Here is a 19,080-nt window from a genome sequence, read left to right on the forward strand (position 1 = left end):
GTCTGCGAGGATTGCCGTTCGGTCCGGTCGGCGTCGGAGGAGGTGTGCGGTGGTCGTACTCGGTCTCGGCGACGTGGGGGCCGGTTCCGGGCGCCTGCCGATCCAGCGCAACAGCCTGCGCGAGCAGATCGCCGGGGCGCTGCGCGAGGAGTTGATGGCCGGTCGGCTGCCGGCCGGCAGCAACTTCACGGTGAAGGAGATCGCCGAGCTCTACGGGGTCTCGGCGACTCCGGCCCGCGAGGCGCTGGTCGACCTGGCCGCCCAGGGGCTGCTGCGGGCCGAGCACCACCGCGGCTTCACCGTGCCCGAGCTGCGCTGGGCAGACTTCCTGGAGATCTTCGAGGCCCGCACGCTGCTCACCGACAGCGCCTTCCGGCAGTTCGCCGTCCGGCACGCCGTGCCCGACCCGGACCGGCTGGGCCCGCTGCGCCGGCGGGCCGAGGCGGCGGCCCGGGCGGTGCGGGCCGGCAACCTGGACGTGATGGTCGGCTGCGACCGGCGGTTCTGGCAGGGCATCGCCGAGTTCCTGGAGAACCGGCGGATCGCCGAGTACCTGGACTGGCTGCGGGTGCAGTCCTGGATGTTCGCCGCGCCCTACCTGCGGTCCGGCGGCGAGCTGGCCGGGCTCTGCTGGGACCGGCAGCCCGAGCTGGTCGAGCTCATCGCCGCCGCCGACCTGGCCGGCGCCCGCCGGCTGCTGGACGACTACAACCTGTTCACCGTGCGGCTGCTGGCCCGGCTGACCGGCGAGTCACTGGACTCGGTCACCGTGCTGGGCCTGCTCACCGCGGGTGCCGGGGAGCGGTCCACCGCCGACCCCGCGCCGGGCCGGTAGGGTTGATCGGGCGCCGCCGGCGGATCGGCGCCGCGCCCGTCCCCCCAGCCCGCCCGGAGAGGAAGAACCGCTCGTGGCCTGCGACCTCTGGCTGGTCCCGCTGGTGGACGTGCTGACCCACAGCCCGGAGAACCCGTTCCGCGAGGACCTGGGCCTCTACAACGCCGCGCTGGCCGCCCGCGGGCTGCCGCCGGTGCCGGTGTACCAGTTCGCCCCCGGGATCACCGGCGGGGTGGAGCCGATAGCGGCCTTCGACTACGACTCGCTGCACTTCCTGCGCCGGGCCTACCTGCTGCAGCTCACCGGCTTCGAGCTGACCCCGGTGGACGCGCTGGGCGGCGACTACGAGCAGCTGCTGGAGATGTTCGAGGCCACCGCCGAGCAGTCCCACCTGGTCTGGCACTTCGACCACGCCGGCGCCTACGTGCCGATCGAGTTCGACGTGCCGCTGGTGGACCAGGCCCTGCTCGCCTCCGGCGGGCCGCTGGGCTCCTCGTACGGGCTGGTGCGCGAGCTGCAGGCGATCGCCCCGGTGCTCGGCATCGACCCGATGAACCCGCCCGGGCCGACCCGGCCGCTCGGCCCGACCGGGCTGGAGCAGCCGTTCGGCCCGCCGCTGGACGACCTGCACCCGTACGCCCGGGAGCGGCACGCCTGGGCCGGGCTGTACGCGGCGGCGACCCGGAGCCTGACCCAGGGCTCGATGATCGTCTTCGCCTGACCGGCGACCGCGACCACCGGGACGGCCACCGCCGGGCGGCTCAGCGCAGCGGGCCCTCCGGCGGCCGCTGGCGGGGCATGGTCGGCCGGGTACCGGGCGGCGGCAGCACCCGCACCTGCGCCGGCACCCCGGCCTCCGAGCGGCCGCCCCAGGAGCCGGGCGCCTGGGTGGGCAGCTGGGTCATCCGGGCCCGGAACTCCAGCATCCACTCCGAGGTCTCGCCGCGGACCAGCTCGGAGACGTCCTCGCAGAACCGCCGCAGCACCCCGAGGCAGCGCTCGGCCGCCTCGCCCGCGGTGCCCTCGGTGGGGCCGAGCACCTCGCGCACGCACTCCGAGGCCCAGTCGAACTGGAAGGCCTCCAGGCGGCGCTGCAGCGCCTGCCCGGTGGAGACGTCCCGCATCCAGCCGCTGGAGAGCCCGAAGGCCCGGTCGGCGCCCAGGCAGCCGCCGGCCAGCGCCAGCGCGACGTAGCCCCAGGCGCTGCCGTGCGGCAGCCGGCCGGTCAGCTGGACCAGCGGCAGGGCCACCCCGGCGACGCCGAGCACGACCGCGCCGAACCGCAGCACCCGGGCCCAGCGGCGCTTCCACAGCCGGTCCCGGCGGTACCACTCGATCGCCTCGACGGCCCGCTCCTCGGACCAGCGGTACAGCTCCTCCAGCCGCTCGGCCGGCTCCCCCCAGTCCCCCAGGGGGAACTGGCGGGCACTCAGGTCGGCGCGGCGGCGGGTGGCGGCCCGGTCCCGGCCGGCGCCGGCCGCGGGCGTGGGCTGGTCCTCCTCGCCGACGTCCTTGCCCCAGGGACTTTCCTCGGGCTGCATTTCGGGCTGGCTCACCTGTGGGGCTCCCTTGACGGGCCTGACTGCTGGGCTCTGCTGGGTATCCAACAGCACTTCTTACCGCCAAATGGCTGAGCATGTGGGCCGGACCGGACGGATCGTTACCCGAAAAGGCGTCAGAACCCCTTGGTGGGACGGTTGCGGAAGTCGGAGGGATTTCACTCGTCCGAGCGAGGGCGGTCCGCTCCGCGAACCTGACCGGGTCCACCGGTCGGCCGAACCGGGCGGTCCGCGGCGCCCGGCGCGCCGCCCGGTGGACCGCCCGGTTCCGGTCACCGGCTACCCTTGCGCAGCGTGAAGGTCCTCGTCATCGGCGGCGGCGCCCGCGAACACGCCCTGTGCCGCTCCCTGTCCCAAGATCCCGCCGTCAGCGAGCTGCACTGCGCACCCGGCAACGCCGGCATCGGGCAGCTGGCGACGGTCCACCCGGTGGACCAGCTGGACGGCCCCGCCGTCGCCGAGCTGGCCGCCCGACTGACCGCCGACCTGGTGGTGGTCGGCCCCGAGGCACCGCTGGTGGCCGGCGTGGCCGACGCGGTCCGGGCGGCCGGCATCCCGGTCTTCGGCCCGTCCGGCGCGGCCGCCCAACTGGAGGGCTCCAAGGCCTTCGCCAAGGACGTGATGGCCGGGGCCGGCGTGCCCACCGCCCGCTCCTACCTGTGCACCACCCCGGAGGAGGCGGCCGAGGCGCTGGACGCCTTCGGCGCCCCCTACGTGGTCAAGGACGACGGCCTGGCGGCCGGCAAGGGCGTGGTGGTCACCGCCGACCGCACCGCCGCGCTGGCCCACGCCGCGGCCTGCGACAAGGTGGTGATCGAGGAGTACCTGGACGGCCCGGAGGTCTCGCTCTTCGCGATCACCGACGGCACCACGGTGCTCCCGCTGCAGCCCGCCCAGGACTTCAAGCGCGCGCTGGACGGCGACGCCGGCCCGAACACCGGCGGCATGGGCGCCTACTCGCCGCTGCCCTGGGCGCCCCAGGACCTGGTCGCCGAGGTGCTGGAGACCGTGCTCCAGCCCACCGTGGACGAGCTGCGCCGCCGCGGCACCCCGTTCTCCGGCCTGCTCTACGCGGGCCTGGCGCTCACCTCGCGCGGCACCCGGGTGATCGAGTTCAACGCCCGCTTCGGCGACCCGGAGACCCAGGTCGTGCTGGCCCGGCTGCGCACCCCGCTGGCGGGCGTGCTGCTGGCCTCGGCCAACGGCACGCTGGCCGACCTGGAGCCGCTGCGCTGGGACGAGGGCGCCGCGGTCACCGTGGTGGTGGCCGCCGAGGGCTACCCCGCCGCGCCGCGCTCCGGCGACGTGATCGAGGGCCTGGCCGAGGCCGAGGCGGACGGCGGCGCCTTCGTGCTGCACGCCGGCACCAAGCTGGACGAGCAGGGCCGGGTGGTCAGCGCCGGCGGCCGGGTGCTCTCGGTCACCGCGACCGGCACCGACCTCGCCGAGGCCCGGGAGCGGGCCTACGACGGGGTGGCGAAGATCCGGCTGGCGGGCTCCCAGCACCGCACCGACATCGCGCTGAAGGCCGCCCAGTAGCGGCCGGACCGCCCACCACCAGGGGCGCTGCGTCCGGGGGACACCCCCATGGACGCAGCGCCCCTGGCCGTTGTGCCGGCCGCCGGGGTCCGGGGCCGGAGGGCGAACGGGCGGGCGATTCAAGCCCTTCGAGTGAAAGCCTGGACATCCGGCTGACGCGGGCCCGCCGGCGGCCGTAGGGTGCGCTGGATCGCGGGGCCGGACCGCGGTCGCCGCCGGGTGCACCGGGGCGCACGGGGGGAAGCTGCTGGGGCGGACGACACCGGCCCGGCTCCCGGGTCACCGGTCCGGGTGGATTCCCGACCGGCTCGGAACACCGGCCCGTCCGTGTGCGTCACACCTGAGCGGGAGGACGCTTCCACGGACGGCGGGACCGCCGGCCCGGAGCGGTTGTTGACGACCCGCCCGACATCTGTCCGACTCCGAAGGGGGTGCAGCACCGGATGGCCGCTCTCGACGCTGCTCGTGCCCGGGCCCGCGCGCTGCTGCGGATCCGGGCCCTGGCCCGGGCCGCCGCCGTGCTGCCGGCCGCCGTGGCGGTGGTGCTGCTGGCCGGCGGGTGGACCGGGCGGCTCGGCGCCGCCGGCTCGCCCGACCGGGCCGGCTGGGACGCCGCCCGCTGGGCCGTCGGCCTGCTCGCCGTGCTGGTGGCGGTGGTCGCGCTGGCCGCGATCCGCCGGCACGCCCGGGCGGTGCCGCCGAGCACCCCCGCGATACCGGTGGCCGAGCGGCAGGCGCCCGAACTGTACCGGCTGGTCGAGGAGCTGGCCGCGCGGCTCGGGGTGCCCGCGCCGAGCGGCATCGCGCTCACCCCGGACTGCGACAGCTGGCTGGAGGAGCGCCCGGGAGCGGGCGCCGAACCTCCGCTGCTGGTGATCGGCTCGCCGTTCCTCTGGTGGATGCGGGCCGGCGAACTGCTGGCGCTGCTCGCGCCGGTGGCCGCGGGCACGGCGGCCGCGGCCGACCCGGAGATCGCCGCCGCCCGCCGGTTCGTCCGGGGGCTGGACGCGGCGCTCGGCACCGGCCGGCTCGGCCCGCTCTCCCGGCTCTTCGACCGGATCGACCGGACCCTGCTGCGGGCCTGCCGGGCGCACGCGGCCGAGCTGGAGCGGTCCGCCGCGGCGGCCGCCGCCGAGCAGGCCAGGGCGGTGGACTACGGGCTGCGGATCGCCGCCCAGGGCCAGGTCGGGCTGGCCTACGCGGGTTGGGACCGGCTGCTCACCCGGGTGGCCACGCCGGCCTGGCGGCTCGGCCGCTGCCCGGTGCAGCTGAACGCCGGGGTGGCCGCCGCGCTCACCGAGCTGTCCCGCCGGGACCGGCTGGCCGAGGGCTACGAGAGCCGGCTCGGCGACCGCCCGGCCTGCGACCTGCTGGAGGAGCCGGGCGAGATGGACGCGGCCGTCTCGGCACTGGCCGCCGAGCTGTTCCACGGCCCGATGCCGGGTGGCCCGGCCGACCTGCTCTGGACGGACTACCCGGAGCAGGTGGTGGACCGCGGCTGGCGGCTGCGGGCGATGGCGCTGCAGGAGGCGCTGGACGCCGTCGCGCCGGTGCGCGGCAACGGCCCGCAGCCGGGCACGCTGGCCCGGCTGCTGGCCCAACTGGGCGCCGGGCGGGCGCCGGAGCTGGCCCGGGCGCTGTCCGGCGGCGGCGACCAGCTGGCCGACTGCGTGACCGCGATGGTCTGCTGCGCGGCGGTGGACGGGGTCGGCGGACAGCCGGGCCTGGACTGGCTGGACGGTCCGGTGCTGCTGCTCGGCGGGGTCCGCCGGGGCGACCTGGCCGAGCCGGTGGTGGAGGCGGTCGAGCAGGGCGCGGTGGACGGGCTGCGCGCCTGGCTGGAGGCCGCCGGGGTGCGGCTGGAACAACCGGTCAGGCTGGGCTGACCGTCCAGGGGATCGCTCGATCGGGGAACGTCCGTCACCAGTTGCTCACTTGGGGTGACGCGGTACCGGCACTGTGTGGTCTGCTGGGCCACACGCATTTTTCCGTGGCACATGCCACGGACGGGCGGTAGCGGGAGGGGCAGGCATGGAGAAGGAGTCCGCCGGGCGCAGATGGGAGTCCGGGACGCTCGCGCACGGGGTCTCGGACCCGTTCGGGCAGGGGCCGCTGCCGTGGCTGCGCAGCCCGGACTGCTACTTCGAGGGCACCGAGGCCGCCATCCCCTGGTACGTCAGCACCGACGCACCCGGCCAGCGCCCGCTGCCGGCCGCACCCCCGCCGCTGATCGGCGCCCCGCGCAACTCGGACGACGTGGTGCAGCAGATCAAGGGCTTCTCCTCGGCCGGCACGGTGCACCCCGGCGGTGCGGTGGACCTGCGGGTCACCGTGAACCCGCCGCGCGACTTCCTGGTGGACGTCTACCGGATCGGCCACTACGCGGGCGCCGGCGCCCAGCACATGAACGCCTCGCCGCTGATCCCCGGGATCCAGCAGCCGGCCCCGCTGGTGGTCGGACGGACCGTCAGCTGCCACCACTGGTGGCACACCTGGCGGTTGCAGATCCCGGCGCACTGGCGGCCGGGCGCCTACGTCGCGGTGCTCACCACCGCCGACCAGCGGCACCGCAGCCACGTGCCGTTCACCGTGCGGGACCCGCTCGGCGCCGAGCCGGCGGCCGAACTGCTGCTGGTGCTGCCGGACGTGACCTGGCAGGCGTACAACCTCTTCCCGGAGGACGGGCACACCGGCGCCAGCCTGTACCACGCCTGGGACTCCTGCGGTGCGCTGGTCGGCGAGGCGCAGGCGGCGGTCACGGTCTCCTTCGACCGCCCGCACGCCGGGGCCGGGCTGCCGCTGCACGTGGGCCACGCCTACGACTTCATCCGCTGGGCCGAGCGGTACGGCTACGACCTGGCCTACGCCACGGCGAGCGACCTGCACGCCGGCCTGGTCGAGCCGTCCCGGCACCGGGCGCTGGTCTTCCCCGGCCACGACGAGTACTGGTCCGAGCCGATGCGGCGGGCCGCCGAGCGGGCCAGGGACGGCGGCACCTCGCTGGTCTTCCTCTCCGCCAACACCATGTACTGGCGGGTGGACCTCACCCCCGGCCCGGCCGGCGAGCCCAACCGGCTGCTCAACTGCCGCAAGCGGCAACGGGTTCCGCCCGGCTCCCCGGCCGCCGGGCTGAGCGGCACCGCGAGCGCGCTGTGGCGCGACGCCGGCGAGCCCGAGCAGCAGCTGATCGGGGTGCAGTACGCGGGCCGGGTGGCCCAGCCGGTGCCGCTGCGGGCGGCGAACACCTGGCACTGGCTGTGGACCGGCACCGGCCTGCGGGACGGCGCCGAGGTGCCGGGCCTGGTGGCGGGCGAGGCCGACCGGTACTTCCCCAAGGTCGCGCTGCCGGCGCACAGCGAGCGCACCCTGCTCGCCCACTCGCCCTACCAGGACGAGCAGGGCCGCCCCCGGCACCAGGAGACCTCGCTCTACCGGGCGCCCAGCGGCGCCTACGTCTTCGCGGCCGGCACCTTCGCCTGGTCGCCCGCGCTGGACCGGCCCGGCCACACCGACGAGCGGATCCAGCGGGCCACCGCCAACCTGCTGGACCGGGTCTGCAAGGCGGGTTGACCGGCCGCTCACGGGCCGGAAGGACGGGCGAGGGGGCCCATGAAAGGATCGGGGCGTCCAGCGACCCCCACATATGAGGACTGAGACCACTGTGAGCGGATTCGTCACCAAGCCCGAGCCGGTCCAGGTGCCCGGTCTGGAGCACCTGCACACCGGCAAGGTCCGGGAGCTCTACCGCGATCAGGCCGGCCGGCTGGTCATGGTGGCCAGCGACCGGACCTCGGCCTTCGACTGGGTGCTGCCGACCGACATCCCGGACAAGGGCCGGATCCTCACCCAGCTCTCGCTCTGGTGGTTCGACCGGATCGCCGACCTGGTGCCCAACCACGTGATCTCCACCGACCTGCCGGCCGGCGCCCCGGCCGACTGGGCCGGCCGCACCATGATCTGCGACCCGCTGGAGATGTTCCCGGTGGAGTGCGTGGCCCGCGGCTACCTGACCGGCTCGGGCCTGGCCGAGTACAACGTCAGCCGGACCGCCTGCGGGATCGCGCTGCCGCAGGGCCTGGTGGACGGCTCCGAGCTGCCCGCGCCGATCTACACCCCGGCCACCAAGGCCGAGGTCGGCGAGCACGACGAGAACGTCTCCTACGAGGAGACCGCCCGCCGGATCGGCGCGGACTGGGCGGCCACCCTGCGCCAGACCACCCTGGCGGTCTACACCCGGGCCCGGGACATCGCCCGCGAGCAGGGCATCATCGTGGCCGACACCAAGTTCGAGTTCGGCCTGAGCGACGGCGAGCTGGTGATCGGCGACGAGGCGCTGACCCCGGACTCCTCGCGGTTCTGGCCGGCCGACGAGTGGCAGCCGGGCCGCACCCAGCCCTCCTACGACAAGCAGATCATCCGCGACTGGCTGAGCTCGGCCGAGTCCGGCTGGGACCGCAACGGCGAGCAGCCGCCGCCTCCGCTGCCGGCCGCGGTGGCCGAGCGCAGCCGTTCCCGCTACATCGAGGTCTACGAGCGGCTGACCGGCACCGAGTGGGTCTGACGGCCCGCCGGAAACCGACGGCCGCTCAGATCCAGCCCCGCTCGCGGGCGATCCGGGCGGCCGCGTGCCGGTTCTCGGCCCCCAGCTTGCCGGCGGCCGAGGAGAGGTAGTTGCGCACGGTGCCGGCCGAGAGCGCGGCCCGGGCGGCGATCTCGGTGATCGTGGCGCCGTCCGCGGCCAGCTCCAGCACGTCGGTCTCCCGCGGGGTCAGCGGGCTGTCCCCGGAGCTGATCGCCTCGGCGGCCAGCTCCGGGTCGACGTAGCGCCCGCCGGCCACCACGGTGCGGATGATCCCGGCCAGGTCGGCGGCCGAGACGGTCTTCGGCAGGAAGCCGCGCACCCCGACCTCCAGGGCCCGCTTGAGGTAGCCGGGGCGGCCGTGGCCGGTGACGATCATGGTGCGGCAGTCCGGCAGCCGGCTGCGCAGCTCGGCGGCGACCTCGATGCCGTCCATTGTCGGCATTTGCAGGTCGAGCACGGCCACGTCGGGCTGGTGGGCCAGCGCCATGGCCAGCGCCTCCGCGCCGGAGGCGGCCTGCGCGACCACCGTCAGGTCGTCCTCCAGGGCCAGCAGCGCGGCCAGCGCACCGCGGATCAGGTGCTCGTCGTCGGCGAGCAGCACCCGCACCCGGTCGGTGGCGGTCATCGGACCAGCTCCTCTTCCAGTTCCTCGTCCAGCTCCGCCGACCCGTCGACCTGACGCACCGGCAGCACCGCGCGCAGCGTGAACCGGCCGCCCGCGCCGCGCTCGCAGTCCAGTTCGCCGCCGAGCGCGGCCAGCCGCTCGCGCAGACCGGTCAGCCCGCTGCCGGGCAGGTGGCCGGTCGGCGGCTCGGCCGGCACCCCGTCGTTGGTCACCTCCAGCACGGTCTCCCGGTCCTCCAGCCGCAGCCGCACCGCGACCAGGCCGGCCTCGCTGTGCCGCAGCACGTTGGTGGCCGCCTCGCGGACCACCCAGCCGAGCACCGCCTGGGTCAGCGGGGGCAGCGCCGCCGGGTCGGGACCCGGCTCCACCCGGCAGTCGATCCCGGCCGCCCGCAGCACCGAGCGGGCGCCGGCCAGCTCGGCGCCCAGGTCGGCGGTCCGGTAGCCGCGCACCACCTCGCGCACCTCGCGGTGCGACTGCTGGGCGATCCGCTGCACCTCGATCATCTGGTCGACCGCCTCCGGGCGGCCGCGCCGGGCCAGTTGGACGGCCAGCTCGGCCTTGAGCGCCATGGTGGTGAGGTTGCGGCCCAGCACGTCGTGCAGGTCGCGGGAGAACCGCAGCCGTTCCTCGGCCACCGCCAGCCGGGACTGGTCCTCCCGGGCCCGGTCCAGCTCCCACGCGGTCCTGGCGACCCAGGAGGCGCAGCGGCAGCTGGCGGCCGCGAAGACCAGCCCGGGCAGCGAGCCGACCACCACCCCGACGGCCATCGCGACCGACTCGCAGCCGATCGCCAGCGGCGGTACGGCGAGCAGCAGCATCGGGACGCCGCACAGCAGCATCCGCCGCGGGCGCAGCGCGATCGCCGGGGCGACCACCCAGACCGTCAGTTGGAAGATCAGGATGGTGATGCCGTCCTTCGGCCGGCCGACGGTGTGCGGGCCGAGCAGCAGGGTGAGCCAGATGCCCAGTTGGGTGGTGACCGCGTGGACCGCCAGCAGCCGCACCGGAATCGCGGTCTGCCGGATCTGGCTGGCCAGCGCGGAGCGCACCAGCGGCACCGAGAGCACCGAGTTCAGCAGCACCGTGGCGGTCAGCGCGATCAGCGCGCCCCTGGACCCGGGGGACTCGCGGTGCAGCACCAGCAGGGCGCTCGGAAGCAGCACCACCGGCAGCATCACGGTCAGGCTGTACATCGACCAGCGGTTGTATATCTCCACCCGCTTGGCCTTCGAGTTGCCCCGCCAACGCGCCATCAGCTTGCGCACCGTCACCATCCCCCTCGTGGACGTCCGTCCTATCAGACCAGCTCAGCGCCGCGGTTCCCAGCGGAACCAGCGCCGGGCCGCCCAGACCGCCAGCGCCGCCCAGGCCAGCGCGACCGGCAGGTACAGCCACCAGGCCATGGGGTGGTGGGCGCCGTCGGACCCCAGCCAGCCGGTCCGCAGCAGCGCCAGCGCCGGGGTGGTGGGCAGCAGCCGCGGCACCAGCAGCACCGGGCCGGAGAAGACCGAGAACGGCACCAGCAGGCCGCTGCCGAACATGGTCAGCATCATCACCGGCAGGGTGGTGATCCCGGAGGTCTCCACGCTCTTGGTGAAGGCGCTGGAGAGCGCCGCCAGCGGCACCAGCACGGCCAGCGCGAGCAGCAGGCCGACCACCACCAGGAGCGGGTTCCGGGGCGCCGGCAGGCCGACCAGCGCGGCCACCCCGACGGTCATCGCGACCATCTGGAGCAGCGCCAGCAGCAGCCCGGGCAGCGCGGTGCCGGCGAAGATCTCCAGGTCCGTCAGCTCGCCGGTGCGCAGCCGCTTGAGCACCAGGTCGTTGCGGCGGGCCACGTAGGCCGCCGTCAGGTTGTAGTAGACGACGAAGAGCAGCACGGTCAGGTAGAGGCTGAGCAGCAGGGCGCTGTGCAGGTCGCCGCCGGGCAGTTGGGCGTGCTGGGACTTGAGCGACTGGCGCAGCACGCCGATCAGGCAGAGCGGCATCGCGAGGGCCATGTAGATCGCGATCCGGTTGCGGGTCAGCAGCAGGCCCTCGGTGCGGGCGAGCGCGAGCATCCGGCGGGCGGTGCCGGGGGTGGTCGGGGTGCTCGTGGCGGTGGTCATCGGCCGGCTCCGGTCAGCGTGGTGGCGGGTTCGGTGGGGTGCTCGCCCGCTGCCCGGTCGGGCTGCGCCTCGGCGGCGATGGCGAGGAAGGCCTCCTCCAGGCTGGCGCTGCGGGCGTCCAGCCCGGTCAGTCGCACGCCCTGGTGCTCGGCCCAGAGCAGCAGCTCGGTCAGCGTGCCCTGGAGGTCCCGGGTGCGGATGGTGACCTGGCGGCCCTGGAAGCCGACCTCGGCCTGCGGCAGCGCGAGCAGCGGCGGCGCCGGCTGCTCGGGCAGCTCGAAGCCGATCCGGGCCGGGCGGTCGGCGATCACCTCGGCGACGGTGCCCTGGGTCACCACCCGGCCGTGGTGCAGGATGGCCAGCCGGTCGGCCAGTTCCTCGGCCTCCTCCAGGTAGTGCGTGGTGAGCAGCACCGTGGTGCCGGCCGCGCGCAGCTCGCGGACCAGCTGCCAGACGGCGGCCCGGGCCTGCGGGTCCAGGCCGGTGGTCGGTTCGTCGAGGAAGAGCACCTCGGGCCGGCCGACCAGCGCGACCGCGAGGTCCAGCCGGCGCTTCTCGCCGCCGGAGAGCTGCTTGACCCGGACCGCGGCCCGGTCGGTCAGCCCGACCAGCTCGATCACCTCGGCCGCGGGGCGCGGCCGGCTGCTGGTGCCGGCCCAGCCGCGCACCGTCTCGGCCACCGTGAGGTCCCCGGGGAAGCCGCCCTCCTGGAGCATGATCCCGATCCGGGGGCGCAGCACCGCGCGCTCCCGGTGGGGGTCGTGGCCGAGCACCCGCACGGTGCCGCCGGTCGGCCGGGCCAGTCCCTCGATCAGTTCCATGGTCGAGGTCTTGCCGGCGCCGTTGGTGCCGAGCAGGGCGAAGAGCTCGCCGCGCTGCACGCTGAGGTCGAGACCGCGCACCGCCTCGAAGGGCCGGGCGGGGGTGCCGTAGCTGCGGCGCAGACCGCTGGCCTGGACGGCGGGGGTGGGAGGCGTCATGCCTCTCAGCTTCGGTCCGGGAACGGGCCGGCGGCAGTGCGCGGTTTCACCGGTCGCCCGGGCACTTCCACGGGTCGGCGGTGACAAATGTCATCGACGGGTGGGAAAAACGAAATCGGCCTCCCGAAGGAGGCCGATTTTCGTGGAGCGGACGACGAGATTCGAACTCGCGACCCTCACCTTGGCAAGGTGATGCTCTACCAACTGAGCCACGTCCGCACGATCTTCACTTGTTCTGCACGCCACCTTAACAGATGGACTGCGAGCGGACGACGAGATTCGAACTCGCGACCCTCACCTTGGCAAGGTGATGCTCTACCAACTGAGCCACGTCCGCATGTCGTGCTTCCCTCGGCCTTTCGGCCTCCGGTTGCGGCGACGAGAAATACTCTACCCCATCCCCGGGAGTGGTCGTGCACACTTCCGGGGCGGGCCGCCCGACCTGCGGGCGGCCCGGTGTGCGGCGAGGTCAGTTCGCCTCGGAGAACGCCTCGTAGACGTGCTTGGGGATCCGGCCGCGGGCCGGCAGCTCCATGCCGCGGGACTGCGCCCAGGCGCGGACGGCGGCCGGGTCGGGGGCGAGGGCGGTGCGGCGGAACGACTTTCCGGTGCGGCTCTGGCGGCGGCCGGCCGCGACGAACGGGGCGAGCGCCTCGCGCAGCTTTTCCGCGTTGTCCACGGACAGGTCGATCTCGTACGACTTCCCGTCGACGCCGAAGTGGACGGTTTCGGCGGCTGCGCCGCCGTCCAGGTCGTCGGAGAGCGTGACAACTACACGCTGAGCCATGGGTGTCAATCCTCTCGGCAATTCGGCCTACCGGGCGCGGTATGCCGCGGCGGCCCTGTGCGCCGGCCGCGCAGGGGGGCATCAAGGGTGGACATGCCACCAGCGCGGCTCCCCGTCGATGCCGGTGGCCCTATTCTGCACCGGAGGGTCGGGGAAATCGATGGTGCCTGCTTTCTTTTTCCGGATATTCACCTCGCTTCGCCTCCATACCGTTACTTCGTCCGGGATTGGGTCCCCGCGGCACAGTCGCCGTCGGACTCTTTCGTTGGTCGATCTGTCCCAAGTGCCGGTATTCGGCTGGTCCGGAACGGGTGTGGAAGCGGTCCGCCCCCCTTGTCGGTAACCGCGTATGTCCTTGTTGGTAAGGGTCGTTGGTCTACGCGCGTCGCAATGCCCGGGACGTCGAACGACCTCGCAGCCCCGGTACTCTGAAGGTCCCCCGCCTTCACGCACCACACCTTTGGGAGTGCCAGTGGCACGCGTCGTAGTCGACGTCATGCTCAAGCCGGAGATCCTCGACCCCCAGGGACAGGCGGTGCAGCGTGCACTGCCCCGTCTCGGTTTCACCGGGATCGCCGACGTCCGCCAGGGCAAGCGTTTCGAGCTGGAACTGGAGGGCCCGGTGGACGACGCCGCGCTCGCCCGGATCCGCGAAGCCGCCGAGACCTTCCTCGCCAACACGGTGATCGAGGACTTCACCGTCCGGGTGGAGGACGGCCAGTGACCACCCGGGTCGGAGTCGTCACCTTCCCCGGCTCGCTGGACGACCGGGACGCGCAGCGCGCGATCCGGCTGGCCGGCGCCGAGCCGGTCGCGCTCTGGCACCGTGACAAGGATCTCCACCAGGTCGACGCCGTCGTGCTGCCCGGCGGATTCAGCTACGGCGACTATCTGCGGGCCGGCGCGATCTCCCGGTTCTCGCCGGTGATGGAGACCCTGATCGAGCAGGCGAAGCTCGGAATGCCGGTGCTCGGTATCTGCAACGGCTTCCAGGTGCTCACCGAGTCGCACCTGCTGCCCGGCGCGATGCTGCGGAACAACCACCTGCACTTCATCTGCCGCGACCAGAAGCTGCGGGTCGAGAATGCGGCCACCGCATGGACGTCCGATTACCAGGCGGGGCAGGAGATTTCGATCCCGCTGAAGAACATGGACGGCCGCTACACCGCCGACCGCCGCACCATCGACGAGCTGGAGTCCGAGGGGCGGGTGGTATTCCGTTACGTCGACGTCAACCCGAACGGCTCGATCAACGATATTGCCGGGATCACCAACGCCGCCGGCAACGTGGTGGGTCTGATGCCGCACCCCGAGCACGCCGTGGAGCCGCTGGTCGGCACCGGCAAGACCGACGGCCTGCCGTTCTTCACGTCCGTCCTGAAGCAGCTGGTGAGTTCCTGAGATGACTCTCGACACCGTCAAGAACGCCGAGCAGACCCCCGACGCCGCGCAGCCCTGGGCCGAACTCGGCCTCAAGGAGGACGAGTACGCGCGGATCCGGGAGATCCTCGACCGCCGCCCGACCGGCGCCGAGCTGGCCATGTACTCGGTCATGTGGTCGGAGCACTGCTCGTACAAGAGCTCCAAGGTCCACCTGAAGCAGTTCGGCGAGAAGGCCCCGCAGTCCGACGCGATGCTGGTCGGCATCGGCGAGAACGCGGGCGTCGTCGACGTCGGCCAGGGCTACGCGGTCACCTTCAAGGTGGAGTCGCACAACCACCCGTCCTACATCGAGCCCTACCAGGGCGCGGCCACCGGCATCGGCGGCATCGTCCGCGACATCCTGGCGATGGGCGCCCGCCCGGTCGCCGTGATGGACCCGCTGCGGTTCGGTGCGGCCGACCACCCGGACACCCGCCGGGTGCTGCCTGGGATCGTGGCCGGCATCGGCGGCTACGGCAACTGCCTGGGCCTGCCGAACATCGGCGGCGAGGTCGTCTTCGACCCCTGCTACCAGGGCAACCCGCTGGTCAACGCGCTCTGCGTGGGCGTGATGAAGCACGAGGACATCCACCTCGCGCAGGCCAGCGGCGCCGGCAACAAGGTCATCCTGTACGGGGCCCGGACCGGCGGCGACGGCATCGGCGGCGTCTCGGTGCTGGCCTCCGAGACCTTCGACGACTCCAAGCCGACCAAGCGTCCGGCCGTTCAGGTCGGTGACCCGTTCCAGGAGAAGCTGCTCATCGAGTGCACCCTGGAGGTCTTCCGGGAGAAGCTGGTGCTCGGCATCCAGGACCTGGGCGGCGCCGGACTCTCCTGCGCCACCTCGGAGTTGGCCTCGGCCGGCTCCGGCGGCATGCGGATCGAACTGGACACCGTGCCGCTGCGCGACGCGACGCTCTCGCCGGAGGAGATCCTCATGAGCGAGTCGCAGGAGCGGATGTGCGCGATCGTCGAGCCCGGCAAGGTCGAGCGCTTCCTGGAGATCTGCGAGAAGTGGGACGTCATCGCCACCGTGATCGGTGAGGTGACCGACGGCGAGCGGCTGGAGATCTTCTGGCACGGCGAGCAGGTCGTCGACGTGCCGCCGCGCACCGTCGCCCACGACGGCCCGGTCTACAACCGGCCGTTCGCCCGCCCGTCCTGGCAGGACGCGCTGCAGGCGGACGCGCCGACCGCCGAGCGGCTGGCCCGCCCGGCCACCGGCGAGCAGCTCAAGCAGGCGCTGCTCGACGTCGCCGGCTCGCCGAACCAGGCCTCCAAGGCGTGGATCACCGACCAGTACGACCGGTTCGTGATCGGCAACACCGTGCTGGCCACCCCCGAGGACTCCGGCATGATCCGGATCGACGAGGAGACCAACCTCGGCGTCTCGGTGGCGACCGACGGCAACGGCCGCTACGCCAAGCTGGACCCGTACACCGGTGCCCAGTTGGCGCTGGCCGAGGCCTACCGGAACGTCGCGGCCGGTGGTGCCAAGCCGCTCGCCGTCTCCGACTGCCTCAACTTCGGCTCCCCCGAGGACCCGGACGTGATGTGGCAGTTCGCCGAGGCCACCCGCGGTCTGGCCGACGCCTGCCAGGTCCTGGGCACCCCGGTGACCGGCGGCAACGTCTCGCTCTACAACCAGACCGGTGAGGTGGCCATCCACCCGACCCCGGTGGTCGCCGTGCTCGGCGTGATCGACGACGTGACCCGCCGCACCCCGATCGGCTTCGCCGACGAGGGCCACCACCTCTACCTGCTCGGCGACACCGCCGACGAGCTGGGCGGCTCCGCCTGGTCGCAGGTGGCGCACCAGCACCTCGGCGGCCTGCCGCCCAAGGTGGACCTGGAGCGCGAGCGGCTGCTCGCCGAGATCCTGATCGCCGCCTCGCGCGACGGCATGATCGACGCGGCGCACGACCTCTCCGACGGCGGTCTGGCCCAGGCCCTGGTGGAGAGCTGCCTCAAGGGCGGCCTCGGCGCCCGGGTGATCGTGCCGGCCGAGCTGGACCCGTTCGTCTTCCTGTTCTCGGAGTCGGCGGGCCGCGCGGTGGTGGCCGTGCCGCGCAGCGAGGAGCTGCGGTTCACCGACATGTGCGGGGCCCGCGGCCTGCCGGCCACCCGGATCGGTGTGGTCGACGGCGAGGCGCTGGAGGTGCAGGGCCAGTTCACCGTGACCCTGGCCGAGCTGGCCGGTGCGCACAACGGCGTGATCGAGGCGCTGATCGGCTGAGTCCGGTTCCCGACGGCCCGCTCCCGCTCCGGCGGGGGCGGGCCTCGTCGTTGCCCGGGGGTAGGTTGGCGCCATGGCGAGGACGGCGGCGCGCAAGGCCCGCAGCTACGACCCGGTGAAGGTGCGGGCGGCCCTGGCGGGCGAGACCGAGGCGCTGCGGGGCGTCGCGCGCACGGCGGGGGACGACCCGCGGGCCGGGCGGGTGCTGGCGCAGCTGGCGCTGCGGTGGACCGGGGAGCGGCCGGTGGCCCTCGCGGACTGGTTGGCCGGTGACGGTCCGCTGGCGGTGCCGCAGGCCCCGGCGGACCTCGACCCTGCCGACTTCGACCCTGCCGACTTCGACCCGGCCGCCGAGCAACTGCTAGGCCGGCTGGACCGGTTGGAGCCGGAGGAGCTGCTGGTCCGGCTGGTGCAGGCCGTGGTGCACGCCGAGGACCTGGCGGCCGCCCTGGAACTGACGGACTTTCCGCACGAGCGCTTCGCGCTGGCGACGGTCAGCCGGGTGCTCGCCGACGCCTTCGCGAACGGGGTGCCGGGCGGCTCGGTGGAGCTGCGGGTGCCGCCGTTCGCGGTGGTGCAGGCGGTGCCCGGGCCGAAGCACACCCGGGGCACCCCGCCGAACGTGGTGGAGACCGCGCCGCTGGACTGGATCCGGCTGGCCACCGGGCGGCTGGAGTGGGCCGAGGCGGTGGACGGTGCCCGGCTGACGGCCAGTGGGGAGCGCAGCGACCTCAGCCCGTACCTGCCGCTGCTGCGCTGACGGCTGGTCAGGCCAGGGCCGGTGCGGTGGCCCGGGCGGCGCCGGCCGAGGGCCGGGTCTCGCGGAGCAGCAGGGCGGCGGTGAGGAGCACGAAGAGCGCGGTGGCGGCGTGGACGCCCAGCGCGGTGGCGAGCGGGCCGTGGTGGCTCAGCACGATCACCGCGTCGCCGAGCGGGGTGAAGGCCGTGGCGAGCATCGCCCAGCCGAGCGCCCGGCGCTGCCCGCTGAGCAGCAGGGCCAGCGGAACCAGGCCCGAGGTGATGTCGCGGACGCCCTTGACGTCGTAGAAGCCCTCGCCGGTGCCGCGCGGGCCGGGGATCCCGAACCCGGCGACGGCGCCGTGCGGGTCCACCAGGAAGCGGACGCCGATGAAGAGGATGAAGGCGATGCCGAGCAGTGTGCAGGCGGTGGCGACGCGCTTGGTGGTCATGGTGGTCTCCCCCTGGAGGACGTGAAGAGTTGACTGGCGCTCAGTTTTCTAGCGGCGCTAGGAACGAGGCAGACGCTAGCACGAGCGTCGCTCTGAAGGCTAGCGCTGCTAGAATCACGGTCATGTCCACCACCCAGACACGCAAGGAACGCGAGCGCGCCGAGCGCCACCGACTGATCATCAGCGCGGCCCGGGAGCTGGCCGAGGCCGAGGGGTGGGACGCCGTCACCACCCGTCGGCTGGCCGAGCGGATCGAGTACAGCCAGCCGGTGCTCTACAGCCACTTCGCCGGCAAGGGCGCCATCGTGGACGCCGTCGCGCTGGAGGGCATCGGCGAACTGGCCGGGCACCTGGAGCGGGCGGTGGCCGGCGCCGCCCCCGGGGGCGGCGTGGCCGCGCTCGCCACCGCCTACACCGACTTCGCCGCCGCCAACCCGGCGCTCTACGAGGCGATGTTCAGCCTCGCCACCACCCTCTCCTTCGGCACCGGGCAGTCGCCGCCCGTCCTGGTCCGGGCCTTCACGGTGCTGATGGACACGCTCGCCCCGTACGCCGGCGCGGCCGATCCGGAGACCTTCGTGGAGACCGTCTGGAGCGCGCTGCACGGGCTCGTGCTGCTCGACCGGGGCGGCCGGCTGCGCCCCGGGATGACCGAGCAGCGGCTCGCCGTGCTGGTGGGGCGGCTGACCGGAGCCTGAGCACCCGCCGGCCCGGGGAACGCGAAGGCCGCCCCTGACGGTGGGTCAGGGGCGGCCGTCAGGGGCGCGGTCCGTTACTGCTTCAGCTCGGTGTAGGCCTCGGGGCTGCTGTCCTTGAGGAACTGCCAGCAGCGCTCGGCTTCCTCGGTCTCCTTGATCGCGTCGGCCGCCCGGGCCAGCGCGGCCAGGCAGCGCAGGAAACCGCGGTTGGCCCGGTGGTCCCACGGGACCGGCCCGTGGCCGCGCCAGCCGGCCCGGCGCAGCGCGTCCAGGCCCCGGTGGTAGCCGGTGCGGGCGTAGGCGTAGGACTCGACCACGCGGCCCTCGGAGAAGGCGTCGTCGGCGAGCATCGCCCAGGCCAGCGAGAACCCCGGGTAGTCGGCCGCGAGCTGGGTGGGCGACGCGGACTCCTCGGCGAGCCTGCGGTACGGTTCCGCCTCCTCGCCGAGCAGCGTCGGCTCCGGGCCCGAGAGCAAGTTCTTCCGTTCAGTCATGCTCCCCAGTCTGCCAGCAGCC

Annotated in this window: 19 protein-coding genes and 2 tRNA genes; 11 read left to right on the forward strand and 10 right to left on the reverse strand. The window is 73.9% G+C overall.

Annotated features, from left to right (window positions below):
- Nucleotides 1-49: 49 nt before the first annotated feature.
- A complete protein-coding gene (locus FHX73_RS13405) occupies nt 50-835 on the forward strand; it encodes a GntR family transcriptional regulator (protein WP_246213504.1) in 786 nt (261 codons plus the stop codon).
- Between the two features lie 73 nt (nt 836-908).
- Nucleotides 909-1,556, forward strand: a complete 648-nt coding sequence (locus tag FHX73_RS13410) for a hypothetical protein (protein ID WP_145905229.1) — start codon at nt 909-911, stop codon at nt 1,554-1,556.
- Nucleotides 1,557-1,596: 40 nt separating this feature from the next.
- Here the strand turns inward: FHX73_RS13410 and FHX73_RS13415 are convergent, their stop codons facing one another.
- Nucleotides 1,597-2,391: an SLATT domain-containing protein gene (locus FHX73_RS13415; protein ID WP_425461381.1), complete on the reverse strand. Its 795-nt coding sequence runs from the start codon at nt 2,389-2,391 to the stop codon at nt 1,597-1,599.
- 297 nt (nt 2,392-2,688) lie between these two features.
- On the opposite strand from FHX73_RS13415, the gene purD reads away from it, so the two are divergent.
- The 4 genes from purD (at nt 2,689) to FHX73_RS13435 (ending at nt 8,494) form a co-directional block, all read left to right on the forward strand.
- The gene (purD, locus tag FHX73_RS13420) at nt 2,689-3,933 is read left to right on the forward strand and encodes a phosphoribosylamine--glycine ligase (protein WP_145905230.1); all 1,245 of its coding nucleotides are present in this window, start codon (nt 2,689-2,691) and stop codon (nt 3,931-3,933) included.
- A 443-nt stretch (nt 3,934-4,376) separates the two neighbouring features.
- Nucleotides 4,377-5,819 carry a hypothetical protein gene (locus tag FHX73_RS13425; protein ID WP_145905231.1) on the forward strand — a complete coding sequence of 481 codons (1,443 nt, stop codon included), beginning with the start codon at nt 4,377-4,379 and terminating at the stop codon, nt 5,817-5,819.
- Nucleotides 5,820-5,964: 145 nt separating this feature from the next.
- Complete coding sequence (locus tag FHX73_RS13430; RefSeq protein WP_145905232.1) at nt 5,965-7,503, forward strand: N,N-dimethylformamidase beta subunit family domain-containing protein; 1,539 nt, start codon at nt 5,965-5,967, stop codon at nt 7,501-7,503.
- 91 nt (nt 7,504-7,594) lie between these two features.
- On the forward strand, nt 7,595-8,494 hold the full coding sequence (locus FHX73_RS13435; protein WP_145905233.1) for a phosphoribosylaminoimidazolesuccinocarboxamide synthase: 900 nt from the start codon (nt 7,595-7,597) through the stop codon (nt 8,492-8,494).
- A 25-nt stretch (nt 8,495-8,519) separates the two neighbouring features.
- Here FHX73_RS13435 and FHX73_RS13440 read toward each other — a convergent pair whose 3' ends face one another.
- The 7 genes from FHX73_RS13440 to FHX73_RS13470 all read right to left on the reverse strand — a co-directional run bounded on the left by FHX73_RS13440 (nt 8,520) and on the right by FHX73_RS13470 (nt 13,018).
- Nucleotides 8,520-9,140, reverse strand: coding sequence for a response regulator transcription factor (locus FHX73_RS13440; protein WP_145905234.1), 621 nt, complete (start codon nt 9,138-9,140; stop codon nt 8,520-8,522).
- Nucleotides 9,137-10,408: a sensor histidine kinase gene (locus tag FHX73_RS13445; RefSeq protein ID WP_246213505.1), complete on the reverse strand. Its 1,272-nt coding sequence runs from the start codon at nt 10,406-10,408 to the stop codon at nt 9,137-9,139. Before FHX73_RS13445 ends, FHX73_RS13440 begins: the two co-directional genes overlap by 4 nt.
- A gap of 42 nt (nt 10,409-10,450) precedes the next feature.
- A complete protein-coding gene (locus tag FHX73_RS13450) occupies nt 10,451-11,251 on the reverse strand; it encodes an ABC transporter permease (protein WP_145905235.1) in 801 nt (266 codons plus the stop codon).
- Nucleotides 11,248-12,231 (reverse strand): ABC transporter ATP-binding protein, encoded by a 984-nt coding sequence (locus tag FHX73_RS13455; RefSeq protein WP_145905236.1) that lies wholly within the window; start codon nt 12,229-12,231, stop codon nt 11,248-11,250. Before FHX73_RS13455 ends, FHX73_RS13450 begins: the two co-directional genes overlap by 4 nt.
- 143 nt (nt 12,232-12,374) lie before the next feature.
- A tRNA-Gly gene (locus FHX73_RS13460) sits at nt 12,375-12,450 on the reverse strand.
- Between the two features lie 45 nt (nt 12,451-12,495).
- Nucleotides 12,496-12,568: transfer RNA gene (locus FHX73_RS13465), tRNA-Gly, on the reverse strand.
- A 132-nt stretch (nt 12,569-12,700) separates the two neighbouring features.
- Nucleotides 12,701-13,018, reverse strand: coding sequence for a histone-like nucleoid-structuring protein Lsr2 (locus FHX73_RS13470; RefSeq protein ID WP_101380749.1), 318 nt, complete (start codon nt 13,016-13,018; stop codon nt 12,701-12,703).
- A 472-nt stretch (nt 13,019-13,490) separates the two neighbouring features.
- On the opposite strand from FHX73_RS13470, the gene purS reads away from it, so the two are divergent.
- The 4 genes from purS to FHX73_RS13490 all read left to right on the forward strand — a co-directional run bounded on the left by purS (nt 13,491) and on the right by FHX73_RS13490 (nt 17,436).
- A complete protein-coding gene (gene purS, locus FHX73_RS13475) occupies nt 13,491-13,742 on the forward strand; it encodes a phosphoribosylformylglycinamidine synthase subunit PurS (RefSeq protein WP_110672848.1) in 252 nt (83 codons plus the stop codon).
- Nucleotides 13,739-14,419 carry a phosphoribosylformylglycinamidine synthase subunit PurQ gene (purQ, locus tag FHX73_RS13480; protein WP_145905237.1) on the forward strand — a complete coding sequence of 227 codons (681 nt, stop codon included), beginning with the start codon at nt 13,739-13,741 and terminating at the stop codon, nt 14,417-14,419. Before purS ends, purQ begins: the two co-directional genes overlap by 4 nt.
- 1 nt (nt 14,420) lies before the next feature.
- Entirely contained in the window at nt 14,421-16,676 is a 2,256-nt protein-coding gene (gene purL, locus FHX73_RS13485) for a phosphoribosylformylglycinamidine synthase subunit PurL (protein ID WP_145905238.1), read from the forward strand.
- A 73-nt stretch (nt 16,677-16,749) separates the two neighbouring features.
- A complete protein-coding gene (locus FHX73_RS13490; RefSeq protein ID WP_145905239.1) occupies nt 16,750-17,436 on the forward strand; it encodes a sterol carrier family protein in 687 nt (228 codons plus the stop codon).
- Between the two features lie 7 nt (nt 17,437-17,443).
- Here the strand turns inward: FHX73_RS13490 and FHX73_RS13495 are convergent, their stop codons facing one another.
- A complete protein-coding gene (locus FHX73_RS13495) occupies nt 17,444-17,866 on the reverse strand; it encodes a DUF4267 domain-containing protein (protein WP_145905240.1) in 423 nt (140 codons plus the stop codon).
- Nucleotides 17,867-17,988: 122 nt separating this feature from the next.
- Between FHX73_RS13495 and FHX73_RS13500 the strand changes: the two genes are divergently transcribed.
- On the forward strand, nt 17,989-18,564 hold the full coding sequence (locus tag FHX73_RS13500) for a TetR/AcrR family transcriptional regulator (protein ID WP_145905241.1): 576 nt from the start codon (nt 17,989-17,991) through the stop codon (nt 18,562-18,564).
- Nucleotides 18,565-18,638: 74 nt separating this feature from the next.
- On the opposite strand, the gene FHX73_RS13505 is transcribed toward FHX73_RS13500, so the two are convergent.
- On the reverse strand, nt 18,639-19,058 hold the full coding sequence (locus FHX73_RS13505) for a DUF3151 domain-containing protein (RefSeq protein ID WP_145905242.1): 420 nt from the start codon (nt 19,056-19,058) through the stop codon (nt 18,639-18,641).
- Nucleotides 19,059-19,080: the final 22 nt, after the last annotated feature.

Origin of the sequence: Kitasatospora viridis (assembly GCF_007829815.1) — a bacterium.
Lineage (GTDB): Bacteria > Actinomycetota > Actinomycetes > Streptomycetales > Streptomycetaceae > Kitasatospora > Kitasatospora viridis.